This is a genomic window from Rhizobium sp. CC-YZS058 (assembly GCF_034720595.1).
Lineage (GTDB): Bacteria > Pseudomonadota > Alphaproteobacteria > Rhizobiales > Rhizobiaceae > Ferranicluibacter.
The window spans coordinates 3,990,942-4,005,441 of the sequence record NZ_JAYESJ010000001.1; the positions used below are offsets into that span (position 1 = coordinate 3,990,942).

At 65.2% G+C, this 14,500-nt stretch carries 11 protein-coding genes; 4 read left to right on the top strand and 7 right to left on the bottom strand.

Going from position 1 to position 14,500, the window contains the following annotated elements:
- Positions 1-16: 16 nt before the first annotated feature.
- From U8330_RS19045 to trxA, 4 genes are all read left to right on the top strand, one after another.
- Positions 17-739 (top strand): nucleotidyltransferase family protein, encoded by a 723-nt coding sequence (locus U8330_RS19045; protein WP_323106821.1) that lies wholly within the window; start codon positions 17-19, stop codon positions 737-739.
- Between the two features lies 1 nt (position 740).
- Positions 741-3,953 (top strand): double-strand break repair protein AddB, encoded by a 3,213-nt coding sequence (gene addB / locus U8330_RS19050; RefSeq protein ID WP_323106822.1) that lies wholly within the window; start codon positions 741-743, stop codon positions 3,951-3,953.
- A complete protein-coding gene (addA, locus tag U8330_RS19055; RefSeq protein ID WP_323106824.1) occupies positions 3,946-7,506 on the top strand; it encodes a double-strand break repair helicase AddA in 3,561 nt (1,186 codons plus the stop codon). Before addB ends, addA begins: the two co-directional genes overlap by 8 nt.
- A gap of 105 nt (positions 7,507-7,611) precedes the next feature.
- Positions 7,612-7,932 carry a thioredoxin gene (trxA, locus tag U8330_RS19060; RefSeq protein WP_323106825.1) on the top strand — a complete coding sequence of 107 codons (321 nt, stop codon included), beginning with the start codon at positions 7,612-7,614 and terminating at the stop codon, positions 7,930-7,932.
- 81 nt (positions 7,933-8,013) lie between these two features.
- Here the strand turns inward: trxA and U8330_RS19065 are convergent, their stop codons facing one another.
- The 7 genes from U8330_RS19065 to U8330_RS19095 form a co-directional block, all read right to left on the bottom strand.
- Positions 8,014-9,363, bottom strand: coding sequence for a folylpolyglutamate synthase/dihydrofolate synthase family protein (locus tag U8330_RS19065; RefSeq protein ID WP_323106827.1), 1,350 nt, complete (start codon positions 9,361-9,363; stop codon positions 8,014-8,016).
- Positions 9,364-9,371: 8 nt separating this feature from the next.
- Positions 9,372-10,295: an acetyl-CoA carboxylase, carboxyltransferase subunit beta gene (gene accD, locus U8330_RS19070; protein ID WP_323106829.1), complete on the bottom strand. Its 924-nt coding sequence runs from the start codon at positions 10,293-10,295 to the stop codon at positions 9,372-9,374.
- Positions 10,296-10,352: 57 nt separating this feature from the next.
- Complete coding sequence (gene trpA / locus U8330_RS19075) at positions 10,353-11,192, bottom strand: tryptophan synthase subunit alpha (RefSeq protein ID WP_323106830.1); 840 nt, start codon at positions 11,190-11,192, stop codon at positions 10,353-10,355.
- 5 nt (positions 11,193-11,197) lie between these two features.
- The gene (gene trpB / locus U8330_RS19080) at positions 11,198-12,418 is read right to left on the bottom strand and encodes a tryptophan synthase subunit beta (RefSeq protein WP_323106831.1); all 1,221 of its coding nucleotides are present in this window, start codon (positions 12,416-12,418) and stop codon (positions 11,198-11,200) included.
- A complete protein-coding gene (locus tag U8330_RS19085; protein WP_323106832.1) occupies positions 12,415-13,086 on the bottom strand; it encodes a phosphoribosylanthranilate isomerase in 672 nt (223 codons plus the stop codon). The genes trpB and U8330_RS19085 overlap by 4 nt, the downstream gene beginning before the upstream one ends.
- A gap of 60 nt (positions 13,087-13,146) precedes the next feature.
- Positions 13,147-13,911, bottom strand: coding sequence for a M48 family metallopeptidase (locus U8330_RS19090; RefSeq protein WP_323106833.1), 765 nt, complete (start codon positions 13,909-13,911; stop codon positions 13,147-13,149).
- Positions 13,912-14,018: 107 nt separating this feature from the next.
- On the bottom strand, positions 14,019-14,441 hold the full coding sequence (locus U8330_RS19095) for a DUF2852 domain-containing protein (RefSeq protein ID WP_323106834.1): 423 nt from the start codon (positions 14,439-14,441) through the stop codon (positions 14,019-14,021).
- Between the last annotated feature and the right edge of the window lie 59 nt (positions 14,442-14,500).

Sequence of the window (14,500 nt, forward strand, 5' to 3'; positions counted from 1 at the left end):
CTTGGGAATGCCGCGCATGCCGATCACGAATGCCATGGTTCTGGCCGCCGGCCTCGGCACCCGCATGCGCCCGTTGACCGACACGCTGCCGAAACCGCTGGTTCCGATTGCCGGCCGCCCCATGATCGATATCGTGCTCGATCTTCTGGTCGAGGCGGGGGTCGAGACGGTGGTGGTCAATGTCCACTACCTCGCCGACCTGATGGAAGCGCATCTGGCGGAGCGGGCCCGGCCGCGGATTATTCTCTCCGACGAACGCGCCCAGCTGATGAATTCCGGCGGGGGGCTTGCCAAGGGTCTCGCCTTGCTGGAGCCGGGGCCTGTGCTGGTCATGAATGCCGATCTTTTCTGGCTCGGCGAGCCCCGCAGCAATCTCCGCCGGCTTGCGGAGGCCTTCGACCCGGCGCGGATGGACATGCTGATGCTCTGCGCTCGTCCCGAGGACACCACAGGGCACAACGGCACCAAGGACTTCTCGCTCGGCGCCGATGGCCGCCTGACGCGCTATCGCGACGGCCTGCCGCAGCCCGTCGTCTATGCCGGCGCGATCGCCATGGACAGCCGGCTTCTGGCCGATGCGCCTTCCGAACCCTTCAACCTCAACGTCACCTTCAACGACGCGATCGCCGCGGGGCGGCTGCATGGCCTGATTCTGGAGGGCCATTGGATCACCGTCGGCACGCCTGAGGCGGTCTCGGAAGCGGAAGAGGTGATCGCCCGCCTGGCCAAGAGTGCCTGAGATGGCCGCCTCCTCACCTCGGCCAGGCCCGACCGGACCCGGCAATGTCTTCACCATCCCGGCGGGCGTTCCGTTTCTGCCCACCCTGGTGCACAGCCTGTGCGAGGGGCGGATCGTGCCCGGCTATCGCTACGATCCGGCCGATCCGCTCTCGCTGGCTGGCGTGACCATCTTTGTGCCGACCCGCCGTGCGGCGCGCGTGCTGCGCTCCGATTTCGTCGATTGCCTTGGTGCGCGGTCCGCCATTCTGCCCACCATTCGCGCTTTGGGAGAAACGGACGACGACAGCGGCTTCTTCGATGCCGATGTTCCGGCCGTGCTGGATCTCGCCCCGCCGCTCTCGGGCCCAGCCCGGCTGATCGAGCTGGCGCGGCTGATCCTGGCCTGGCGCAATGCGTTGCCCGGTGTGGTGGCCGAACTGCATGGCGAGAGCCCGCTGATTGCCCCGGCAAGCCCGGCCGACGCCATCTGGCTTGCCCGCAACCTTGCCCAGATCATCGATGATATCGAGACCGAGGAGCTCGACTGGGAGCGCCTTGACACGCTCGATGCCGGCGATCATGCGCGCTGGTGGGAACTGACGCTCGAATTCTTGAAGATCGCCCGCGCCTTCTGGCCGGCGCGGCTGGAGGAGTTGAACCGTTCCTCCCCTGCCCGCCACCGCAGTGCGGTGCTGGAATCCGAAAGCCATCGCATCATGAACGGGGCGATCGACGGACCCGTGATCATTGCCGGCTCGACCGGCTCCATTCCCGCGACGACGCGCCTCATCCTCGCCGTGCAGAAGCTGCCGCAGGGCGCCATCGTGCTGCCCGGCCTCGACCAGACCATGTCCGCTGCCGATTGGTCGCTGATCGCGCCGGAGGGCGACCCCCTGCGCGCCTTCGAGGATCCGGCAAGCCGCAGCCATCCGCAATATGGCTTCTTCCGCCTGCTCAAGCGCATGGGTGTCGAGCGCGAAGAGGTGGAGCCTCTGGCGGAGGCGGCGCCCGACCTTCGCCACCGCGCCGCAACCTTGTCCCATGCCTTCCTGCCGGTCGAGGCCACCAGCGGCTGGGACGCGGTACGCCAGACGCTGCAGGACGAGGATGTGCTTTCCGCCTTCGCCGATGCCGCGCTGATCGAAGCGGTCAACGAACGGGAGGAGGCGACGGCGATCGCCCTGTCGCTGCGCATGGCCCTGTCCAGGAACGACGACTGCCAGGCGGCGCTGATCACGCCCGACCGCAAGCTCGCCCGACGGGTAGCCGCCGAACTGCAGCGCTTCGGGATCGAAGCAGACGACACGGCCGGAACGCCGCTTTCCGCCACGCCACAGGGCACGCTCCTGCGGCTGATGCTGGACACCGTGCTGAAACCTGGCGATCCCGTCGCCGTTGCCGCTCTGCTCAAACATCCCCTGGCTGCCTTCGGTCTGCAGCCGGACGAGTTTGCCCGGGCGCGCGAAACATTGGAGCTCTATGCCCTGCGGGGCGGCACCGAACCCGCCGACCTTGCCGACCTGCTGACCCCGTTGGACCAGGCGGTCGCCCGCCTCGACGGCGCCATCCACAAGCCGCGCTGGGTCGGCACGATCGATGCGACGCGACTGGATGCTGCGCGTTCGGTGGCGGCTCGGATCGCCGATGCCGTAGCGCCGCTCGCCGGGGACCTCACGCGCCGCCTGAAAGGCCGGGGTGGACCAAGCAGTACCCTGACGCTGTCGGACTGGGCGGAAAGAACCGGGCGAGCGCTGGAAGCCATCGCGATTGCCGAAAGCGGCGATCTCGGCCCTCTCTGGGCGGGCGATGCGGGCGGGGCGCTTGCCGATCTGCTGCGCTCGGTGATCGAAGCCGACGGGCAGATCGAGGCTGACGGCGCGCAATGGTGCGAGGTTGTGGAGGCCCTGATGGCCGGGTCTGCCATCAAGCCACGCGCCATGCGCCATCCGCGCGTCTTCATTTTCGGGGCGCTGGAAGCCCGGCTGCAATCGGTGGATCTGGTGGTGCTCGGCGGCATGAACGAAGGGGTCTGGCCCGGTCAGACCGCCAATGACCCCTTTTTATCGCGGGGCATGAAGACCGGGATCGGGCTGGAACCGCCCGAGCGGCGGATCGGCCAGCTGGCCCATGATCTGGAAATGGCCTGCGGCACCCGTCGCCTGATCTTCAGCCGGGCGCTGCGTCAGGGCTCGGCCCCGACGGTGGCCTCCCGCTGGCTGCAGCGCCTTCTGGCCGTCGGCGGGCCGAAACTGGCAGCCCAGTTGCGCGCCAACGGCCGCGACCGACTGGCCTACGCCGCTGCGATGGACAAAAGACCTTCGGAGCCGATCGGCAAACGGCCCGAACCGAGGCCGGACTTTGCCATGCAGCCGCGCTCCTATTCCTTCAGCGAGGTCGGCCGGCTCAGGCGCGATCCCTATTCCGTCTATGCGCGGCGGATCCTGAAGCTGGAGCCGATCGATCCCTTCAATGCCGATCCGGGTGCGGCCGAGCGGGGGACGCTTTATCACGCCATCGTCGAGGCTTTCCTCCGCCAGCGGCTCGATCCCTCCTCCACCGAGGCGAGAGTGGAGATGCGGCGGCTGACCGACGCCATCTTCGATTCGGCCGGTCTGCCCCCTCATATCGATGTCGTCTGGCGTCCCCGCTTCCGCGCGGTGGGGGACGCCTTTCTTCTCTGGGAGAGCGGCCGGCCGGGCGAGATCCTGGAGACCTTCCTGGAAGAGTCCGCTTCCATGCCGCTCGGCGTCGACACGATTCGTTTAACAGGCCGTGCGGACCGGATCGATCTCGACCGCAACGGCCGCGCAACGATCATCGACTACAAGACCGGATCGAACCCTACGCCGAGACAGGCCCGCTCCCTGCTGGATCCGCAGCTGGCGCTGGAAGCGGCCGCGCTGAAGGCGGGCGGCTTCCGCGCGCTCGGCCGGCATCCGGTCGACGAACTCCTCTATGTCCGGCTGAAACCGGGCGACCGGTTCAAGTCCGACCGCGTGAACACCGATGGCCAGCCGACCCGCGGCAGCGCCGAGCCGGTAAGCGCGGAGGATCTTGCTGCCGAGGCGCTCAAGCAGTTGACCGGATTGCTGCAGGCTCTCATGACCGGCAAACGCGGCTTTGCCTCGCGGGTGGTTCCTGAGAAGGAACGCGACTATGGCGGCGATTACGACCATCTGGCCCGCGTGGCGGAGTGGCGCAGCAGCGATGCCGAGGAGGGCGAGGATGGCTGACGATCGTCACGACCCGCCGGTCTCGGCCCTGCCCGCCGACTGGCTGGACTTCACCACGCGCATGCAGGGGCTTGCTTCAGACCCCACACGCTCGGCATGGGTTTCGGCCAATGCCGGATCCGGCAAGACGCATGTGCTGACCGAGCGTGTCATTCGGCTGTTGCTCTCCGGCTGCCGCGCCTCGGCTATTCTGTGCCTGACCTATACGAAGGCAGCGGCGGCCGAAATGTCGAACCGCATCTTTCAGCGGCTCGGCGAATGGGTGACGCTCGATGACGAGACCTTGGCCGCGCGGATCGAATCGATCGAGCGGGCGCCCCCGGATGCGATGAAGATTGCCGAGGCGCGCCGCCTCTTCGCCCGCGCCCTCGAAACGCCAGGCGGACTGAAGATCCAGACCATCCACGCCTTTTGCGAGGCGCTGCTGCACCAGTTTCCGCTGGAAGCCAATGTCGCCGGTCATTTCTCCGTTCTTGACGACCGGGCCTCGGCGGTTCTGCTAACCGATGCGCGCCGGCTGCTGCTGACTGCCGCCGCCAGCCGGGGCGATCCCGAGCTGACCGATGCCTTTGCCACTGTGCTGGAGCTTGCCGACGATACCGGGCTCGAAAAGCTGATGGGGATGATCGTTGCCGCCCGATCGGCCCTCCAGTCCTTCTTCGACGATGCGGACCGCCACGGCGGCGTCGAGGCCCGGCTGCGCCAAGCCCTTGAGATCGCCCCGCAGGAAACGAGCGAGACCGTGCTTTCGGCTTTCTGGCCGCTTGAGCCGCTGGCGGGCCCTAGGCTCTCTCACTATATCGATCTCGGCCGCTCCATCGGCGGAAAGACCGTTGGCAAGGCTGCAGACGGCCTTGCAGCCGCTGCAGCTCTCTCGACGCCGCTCGAGCGCTATCATGCGCTTTGCGACGTCTTCCTGACCTCGACCGGTAAGCCGAGGGCGGACTCTGCCTTCGTTTCCGCAGCCTTGCGCAAGGCTGCGCCGGAACTGGAAGCACTGGTGCTTGCTGCGCGCGATCGCCTGGTGGCGCTCAATGACCGGCTGAGCGTCCTGCACATGTTCGACGCCACCCGCGCGGCACTGATCCTCGCGAACCGGCTGAACCGCGATTATGAGGAGATCAAGAAGAGCCGCAGCCAGCTCGATTTCGACGACCTCATCGGCCGGACCGCGAGCCTGCTCATGCGTTCCGATGTCAGCGCCTGGGTTCATTACAAGCTCGATCGCGGCATTGACCACATTCTCGTCGACGAGGCACAGGATACGAGCCCCGTGCAATGGTCGATCATCGGCTCGCTCGCGGATGATTTCTTTGCCGGCGAATCGGCGCGGCGCGGTCGCACCATGTTCGCGGTGGGCGATGAAAAACAGTCGATCTATTCTTTCCAGGGCGCGCGGCCCGAGCAGTTCTCGCAGGAGGCCGACCGCCTGGAAAGACTGGTGCAAGGCAGCGGCAGCGCCTTCAGCCGCATTCGCCTGCAGCTCTCCTTCCGCTCGACCGAAGATGTGCTGACGGCGGTAGACGGCGTGTTCCGGACGCCGGCCCATGCCCGCGGTTTGAGCGCGACCGGAGAGCCGATCGCCCATGCCTCGAACCGGATCGGCCATGCCGGCCTGGTCGAGGTTTGGGACACGATCGCACCCCTGCCGGGCGACGAGGAGGAGGATTGGGAGGCCGCCTTCGATGCGACGCCGGAAACCGCGCCGCCCAATCAGCTGGCCGAGCGGATTGCCGCGCGCCTGGCAGACTGGATCGGCAAGGAGACGATCACCGAACGCGGCACGACCCGTGCGATGCGACCCGGCGACGTCATCGTGCTCGTGCGCAAGCGCGACGCCTTCGTGACGGCGCTGACCCGTGCGCTCAAGGCCAATCATGATATTCCTGTTGCCGGAGCAGACCGGCTGGTGCTGACCGATCATATCGCCGTGAAGGATCTTGTGGCGCTCGGTCGGTTTCTGGTCTTGCCGCAGGACGATCTGTCGTTGGCCGCCTGCCTGAAGAGCCCGCTCTTCTCGGTGAGCGAGGAGGCCTTGGCATCGCTGGCCGCACCGCGCGAGCCGGGCACGAGCCTGTGGTCGGCGCTCCAGGAAAAGGCAGCGGCGGAGAATGGACTGTGGCGCCCGCTCATGGAGCGGCTCGGCCGGCTACAGTCCGATGCCGCACGGCTGCCGGTGCATGATTTCTATGCGACGCTGCTTGGAGCGGGTGGCGGACGCGCCGCCTTCCTTGCCAGGCTCGGCAGCGAGGCGAGCGATGTGCTCGATGAGTTTCTGGGCTTCTGTCTCGACCATGAGGAGAACGGGCTGCCTGGCCTTCAGAGTTTTCTCGCCAGCCTGGAACTCGAAGCACCGACCATCAAGCGCGAGCAGGACAAGGAGCGCAACGAGATCCGGGTGATGACCGTTCACGCGGCCAAAGGCCTCGAGGCGCCGGTGGTGTTCCTCGTCGACAGCGGCGGCAAGGCATTCGTTTCCCAGCATATGCCGAGCCTGCGCATGATCGAGCCGGAGGCGGGTGGGGAGCGGTTCCCGGTCTGGCAGGCGCCCGGCTCCACCTCGAACAGCATTCTCGACCGGGACAAGGCCCGGCTGAAGGATCTGGCCGAGCAGGAATATCGGCGTCTTCTGTATGTCGGCATGACGCGGGCTGCCGACCGGCTGATCGTGTGCGGCTATCGCGGCAAGACGCTCAATCCCGAAAGCTGGCATGCCATGGTGGAAGCCGGGCTTTCGGCCGACCCGGATCGCCGGCTCGAGCCCATGCAGTTCTCCGCCGGCGGGCTGGCATGGTCGGGCTTCCGCTGGCTGGCCAAAAGCCCGCGCCGCAGCCTTCCGTCCGAGCCCGCCGACCAAAAGGCGATGGCGGAGGACGTGGCTGTTCCCGCAACCCTTCTGGCACCGCTGCCGCCCCAACGCCGCCTTCCCCGACCCTTAAGCCCCTCCGGGGCGGGACTGACCGTCGATGATGACGCGAGCGAGACCGTGGTCGGCTCGCGGCTCTTTCCGGAGGATCGATCGTCCGATGGTGCCTCGCTGCTGCGCGGCGCGGTGCTGCATCGTCTCCTTCAGGTCCTGCCCGGTCTTGCACCGGGTGAACGCCAGGCTGCCGCCGAACGCTATCTGCACCGCGCCCTGCCTCGCTGGCCGGAAAGCCAGCGCCGCGGGATCCTCGACGCCGTGCTGCGCATCCTTGACGCCCCGGCGCTCTCTCCCCTCTTCTCGGGGACGAGCCGCGCGGAAGTCTCGATCATGGGAACGCTGCGGCTTGGCCGAAGCGAGCATGCGGTCTCGGGCCGGATCGACCGGCTGGCTGTCGAGGACAAGTTCGTCACGATCGTCGATTTCAAGACCAACCGGACTGTGCCGAAAAGCACCGCCGACATTCCCTTCGTCTACTGCGCACAGTTGGCCATCTATCGCGCGCTGCTGACGCCGCTCTACCCCGGCCACACCATCCGCTGCATCCTGATTTTCACGGAGGGACCGCAGGTGATGGAGGTGGAAAGCCACCGTCTGGACGCCGCGCTTGAAGAGATCGCGACAAAGTGAGATACCGGACGTTGAAAAGCGGGCTTCCTGCCCACACATCTCATCGCAAAGACGCGCGATGCCGCGCGCCATCCAGACAAGCCGACCGCATAAAGGAGAAGGCCCATGGCGACTGTGAAAGTCGATACGTCCAATTTTCAGGATGAAGTTCTGAACGCACAGGAGCCGGTCATCGTTGATTTCTGGGCCGAGTGGTGCGGTCCGTGCAAGATGATCGCCCCGAGCCTGGAAGAAATCTCCAACGAGCTCGCCGGCAAGGTGAAGGTCGCCAAGATCAACATCGATGAAAACCCGGAAATCGCGGCCCAGTACGGCGTGCGCTCCATTCCGACCCTTGCCATGTTCAAGGCCGGCGAAGTGGCGGACATCAAGGTAGGCGCAGCCCCGAAGACCGCTCTGAGCTCCTGGATTGCCAGCGCCGCCTGATCGGGCGTTCGATCCCATGCAAAGAAGCCCGGTTCTCGCGAGCCGGGCTTTTTCATGCGCAGTGTTTCGACTGGATGCTTTTCAGCGCGGCGGCGTGCCGTTCTCGGCAAGCACCTCGCCCACCAGGTAAAGCGAGCCGCCGATCAGGATGCGCGGTGCGTTGCCATCAAACAGCACCGCGATTGTCGCCAGCGCTTCGGCGACGGAGGAGACCGCCTCGACTTTCAGCCCTGCATCGGCGGCGTCTTCGGCCAGGGCCACCGCGTCGATCGAGGCATCCGAACCGCGGATCGGAACAGTGAACACCTGCTCGGCGAGGCCGGCGAAGGCCGTGAAATAACCGAGGGGGTCCTTGGTGTTGATCATGCCGATGATGAGGACGAGCGGGCGCGGGTCGCGCTCTTCCATTCCGACCATCGTCTCCGCCACCACCTTCCCTGCGCCGGGATTATGGCCGCCATCGATCCAGATTTCCGCGTGCTTGGGTGCCAGGCCCGCGAGCCGCCCCGCCGGTAACCGCTGCATGCGGCCGGCCCACTCGACGGTGACAAGACCCTTTTCGATCGCCGCATCGCTCGGCTGCAGGCCGGTCGCCTTGACGGCGCGGATGGCGGCGGCGGCATTGGCATATTGGTGGCGCCCGGACAGGCGGGGCAGAGGCAGGTCGGAGAGCCCGAACTCGTCCTGGTAGATCAGCCTGCCAAATTCTTCGTAGGCAAGAAAATCTTGGCCGTAAACCGTGTAGGGACAGGCAAGCCGCTCGGCGGCCTCGATCAGCACGGCGCGCGCGCCCTCGTCCTCTTGCGCCCCGATCACGACAGGGCAGCCTCGTTTCATGATCCCGGCCTTCTCGGCCGCGATCAGCTCGACCCGGTCGCCGAGGAAGGCCTGATGGTCGAGCGAGATCGGCATGATGACCGAGACGGCCGGCTTGGTGATGACATTGGTCGCATCGAAGCGGCCGCCGAGCCCGACTTCAAGCACGACGACATCGGCCGGATGCTCGGCAAAGAGCAGGAAGGTCACGGCAGTGAGGATTTCGAAGACGGTGATCGACTGGCCGTCATTGGCAGCCGCCACGCGCCGGACCGCATCGGCCAGAACGGCGTCTTCGACCAGCGTCCCGCGGCCGCCCTTCACCCCGATGCGGTAGCGTTCGTGCCAATGGACCAGATGCGGGGAGGTGTGGACATGAACGGCATGTCCATCGGCTTCCAGAATGGCGCGGGTGAAGGCGGTGGCCGATCCCTTGCCGTTGGTGCCGGCGATATGGATGATCGGTGGCAAACGGTCCTGCGGATTGCCGAGCCGGGCGAGCAGGCGCGTGATCCGCTCCAGCGAAAGATCGAAGCCTTTCGGATGCAGGGCCAGCAGCGTGTCGATCTCGCCGGCGGCTTCGCTGTGCGCCGCCGGCAGAAGGGGCCCCGCCATGATCGGCGTCAGACGCTGGCGGCGATCGGAACGCCAGCCGGCGCCGCAATGGCGGTGACCGGTTCACGTTTGGTCGCCTCCACCGGCTTCTTCATCAGGATCTTCAGGACCTGTGCGAGCGTGGACGGAATATCATGGCGCTTGACCACCATGTCCACCATGCCGTGCTCCATCAGATATTCGGATGTCTGGAAGCCTTCGGGAAGTTTTTCGCGGATCGTCTGTTCGATGACGCGCTTTCCGGCAAAGCAGATTTCCGCACCGGGCTCGGCCAGATGCAGATCGCCGAGCATGGCATAGGATGCCGTCACGCCGCCGGTGGTGGGATTGGTCAATACGACGATGTAGGGCAGACCGGCTTCCTTCAGCATCTGCACGGCAACCGTGGTGCGCGGCAGCTGCATCAGCGACAGGATGCCTTCCTGCATGCGCGCGCCGCCCGAGGCAGGGAAGATGACCAGCGGGCATTTCTCGGCCAGCGCCCGCTCGAAGGCCTTGATGATCGCTTCACCCGCGGCAATGCCGAGCGACCCGCCCATGAAGTTGAATTCGTGCACGACCGCAACGAGCTTGACGCCCTTGACCGAGCCCACACCGGCAAGGATCGTGTCCTCGAGCTCTGTCTTGGCGCGGCTGTCACGCAAGCGGTCGGTGTATTTCTTGGAGTCGCGGAACTTCAGCGGATCCTGCGCCACCTTGGGCTGCGGCAGGGCGTCGTAGACGCCGTCGTCGAACAGGTCCTTCAACCGTGCCTTGGCCGGCATCTTCATATGAAAGCCGGAGGCGGGGATGACCCACTTGTTCTCCTCAAGATCGCGATGGAAGACCATCTCGCCGGTTTCCGGGCATTTGATCCAGAGATTGTCCGGCACCTCGCGGCGACCGAGCATCGAATTGATCTTCGGGCGGACGTAATTGGTGATCCAGTTCACGGGATGAAGCTCCTTGCGGCGTCGCCAAGACGCGACTGTCCGGGGAAATGTGGGCGTTTATTCGGCCGCTGCAAGGCGGGCCGCGCGAACGCCGGACGAAAGGCTGCGCACCATGGCCTCGATGCCGGGAACGGTGGCCGCCGTCGCTTGGCCATGTTCATCCAGGCTGGAGGCCAGCTGGTTGACGATAGCCGTGCCAACCACGACGCCATCCGCCGAGGCACCGATGGCGCGCGCGTGATCGGCAGTCTTGACGCCAAAGCCGACGCAGACCGGCAGGTGGGTATGCTGCTTGATCCGCGCCACCGCTTCGCCGACAATCGAAGGATCGGGCAGGGCCGAGCCGGTGATGCCGTTCATCGAGACGTAATAGACGAAGCCGGAGGTGTTCTTCAAAACCGTCGGCAGGCGGCGACCATCGGTCGTCGGCGTTGCCAGGCGGATGAAGTTCAAGCCCTTGTCGAGTGCCGGAATGCACAGCTCGTCATCCATTTCAGGCGGCAGATCGACGATCAGCAGACCGTCGATGCCGGAGGCCTTGGCATCCTCGACGAAGCGCGCGACGCCGTAGATATAGATCGGGTTGTAATAGCCCATCATCACGATCGGCGTGTCGTTGTCGCTGCGACGGAAATCGCGGGCGAGAGCGAGCGTGCGCTCCAGCGTCTGGCCATTCTTCAGCGCGCGCTGGCCGGCCACCTGGATCGCCGGACCATCGGCCATGGGATCGGAGAACGGCATGCCGAGCTCGATGATATCGGCACCCGCCACCGGAAGGGCCTTGAGGATGGCGAGCGAGGTCTCGTAGTCGGGGTCACCGCCCATCACATAGGTGACGAGAGCCGGCCGGCCTTCGGCAGCAAGAGCGGCGAACCGCGTGTCCATACGTTCGGTCATACGCGTTACAGTCCCATTCCCAGGATTTTGCCGACGGTGAAGATGTCCTTGTCCCCACGGCCGGAGAGATTCATGAGGATGATCTCGTCCTTGCCCATGGTCGGCGCCCGCTTGATGATTTCGGCCAGCGCATGGCTGGGCTCCAGCGCCGGGATGATGCCTTCGAGCCGGGTGAGCAGCTGGAAGGCTTCCAGCGCTTCGTGGTCCATGGCCGGGACATACTGGACGCGGCCGATGTCGCTCAGCCAGGAATGTTCAGGCCCGATGCCCGGATAATCGAGACCGGCCGAGATCGAGTGGCCTTCCTTGATCTGCCCGTCGCGGTCCTGCAGCAGATAGGTGCGGTTGCCGTGCAACACGCCGGGCGTGCCGGCGGTGATCGAGGCACAGTGCTCTTCGCCGCTAAGCCCCTTGCCGCCGGCCTCGACGCCGATGATCTGCACGGACGGATCATCGAGGAAGGGATGGAAGATGCCGATGGCGTTGGAGCCGCCGCCGACCGAAGCAATGACGAGATCCGGCAGGCGGCCTTCCGCCTCCAGCATCTGCTCGCGTGCCTCCTGGCCGATGACGGCCTGGAAGTCGCGCACCATTTCCGGATAGGGATGCGGACCGGCGGCCGTACCGATCAGATAATAGGTGCTGTCGACATTGGTGACCCAGTCGCGCAGCGCCTCGTTCATCGCGTCCTTCAGCGTGCCGTTGCCGGCTGTGACCGGCTTCACTTCGGCGCCGAGCAGCTTCATGCGGAACACGTTCGGCGCCTGGCGCTCGACGTCGGTCGCGCCCATATACACGACGCAGGGGAAGCCGAAGCGGGCGGCAACCGTGGCCGAGGCCACGCCGTGCTGGCCGGCGCCGGTCTCGGCAATGATCCGGGTCTTGCCCATGCGCTTGGCCAGCAGGATCTGCCCGATACAATTGTTGATCTTGTGCGATCCAGTGTGGTTCAGCTCTTCGCGCTTGAAGTAGATCTTGGCGCCGCCGAGGTGCTGGGTAAGCCGTTCGGCGAAATAAAGCGGACTCGGACGACCGATATAATGCGTGCCCAGCGATTTGAGCTCCGCCTGGAACTCCGGATCGGTCTTAGCCCGCGCCCATTCCTCCTGCAAATCCAGGATCAGCGGCATCAGCGTTTCGGCGACGAAGCGCCCACCGAAAATGCCGAAACGACCGTCCTCGTCGGGACCGGACTTAAAGGAATTGGGCTTCGGGGTCTCGTTCACATCCTGCTCCTTGCGCGCTCGTCTGCCGTCGCAGCATCGAGTGCATCAAAAAATGCGTCCATCCGCGAGAGATCCTTCACGCCTGGCGCGCTTTCTACTCCAGAGGAAACATCGACCGCATGCGCGCCTGTCAGCGACAGGGCCTCGCCAATATTGTCAGCGTTCAAGCCCCCGGAAAGCATGTAATCCACCTTGCCGTCAAGCGCGGCAAGGAGTCGCCAGTCGAAGGAGACGCCGTTGCCACCCGGCAGCAGCGACCCCTTGGGGGCCTTGGCGTCGAAGAGAAAACGCTCGACGATCCCCTGATAGGCCTCGAGGCCGCGAAGATCATCCGCCTCGCGGACGGAGAACGCCTTGATGATCGGCTTGCCATAAATGGCGCCAACCTCCAGAACGCGATCGGCCGTTTCATGGCCGTGAAGCTGCAACAGGTCGGGATCGAGCTGGGAGACGATTTCGTCCAGCATATCATTATCGGCATCGACGGTAACCGCGACGATCTTCGTTCGTCCGCGAACCCGGTCCGCTAGCCGCGCGGCATCATCCGGCTCGATATTGCGCGGGCTCGGACCGAAAAAGATAAATCCGAGATGGCTGGCGCCGCGCTGCACAGCCTTGTCCACCGCCTCCGGCGTTCGCAAGCCACAAATTTTTACGTCGATTGCCATGGTGAGCGACCTTGCACGAAAAGGCGTCGAAGTCGAGGCGTTAGGCTGTCGCAGCCGGGTTCAGGAAAAGTCGATCGCGTGCAGAAGCGTTCCGTTGCGCTTCAGCCAGTGCCGGGCTTCCCGGGTCATCGGGCACAGCCTTTCGCAGAGCGACCAGAAATCAGGTCCGTGGTTCATCTGTTCGAGATGCGCCACTTCATGGGCGGCGAGGTAGTCGATCACATAGGGCGGCGCCATGACGATGCGCCAGGAAAAGCTAAGCGCGCCATCGACCGCGCAGGACCCCCAACGGCTGCGCGTATCGCGAAGCGTCAGCGAGGTGATGCGCCGGCCGAGGTTTTTGGCATGCGCCGTGGCAAGACGTTCCAGGTCGAGCCGTGCTTCCTTCTTGAGGAAATCCGCGATGCGGCGGCTCAGATGTTCCGGCGCGCCGCTGACCTTGAGCACGGGCTCCCCATCCTCGACCACGGCTTCTGTAATACCGCGCAGACGGCCGGTGCGGGCAATGCGATGGGCGACGCCGCGCAGGAACAGCATGCCGCCTCCTTCCAAGAGACTTTCACCGGAAAAGCGCGCCATTTTGGCGGTCAGCCAGCTGCGGTGACGATCGAGGAAATCCGTGACTTCCCGCTGTGGTAGTCCGGTTGGCACCGTCAGCCGAAGCGCACGTCCGCCCGGTTCGATCCGCAGCGTCAGCCGCGTGGCACGGCTGTTTTCCTTGATCGTCAGGGGCACGCTGCGTCCGTCGATCGTCATTACCAGCGTCGAGGGCGGCGCTGGCTGCTTCTGCCGTAGGCGGAGGGACGATCTCAAAAGCGGAACCATGGCCTTCCATAGATGATTCGCGACAGGCGACGGAGGGTGCGCCCAATAAAAACCGGCCTGCCCTGGATGGGCAGACCGGCGAAGCACGGAGGCAATTCTCGGCTGGCTTAGTTGCCGGTGTAGCCGGTGATCGGGCCGGTGCCGGCGTTGCGGCGTTCGCGCATGAAGCGGTCGAACTCGTCCTGGTCCTTGGCACGACGCAGCTCGCGAACATAATCGTCGAACTCCTCGCGCATTTCATCCAGGCGACGGCGCTCCTCGTCGAGCCGCGTCAGCTCTGCATCACGCCAGTCGTCGAAGGCGACATTGCCGGTGCGGCCGACGGGGCTGCCACGGCCAAACCCGCGGAGACCGGAGAAGACCGTATCAACAGATGCATTGGCATCGCGCTTGAAGCTCTTCAGGCGCTCGCCGAACAGGATATAGGCGAGCATGGCAAGGCCGAGCGGCCAGAAGACCACGAAGCCCAGCACCATCAAAGCGATGGTCGCGGGCGTCCAGTCCGGTCGGATCAGGGCAGATTGATTCATGGTCACATGTCCTCGTCGAAAAACAGGGTCCGGTTATCCGAACCTTGCTTCTCGATGTG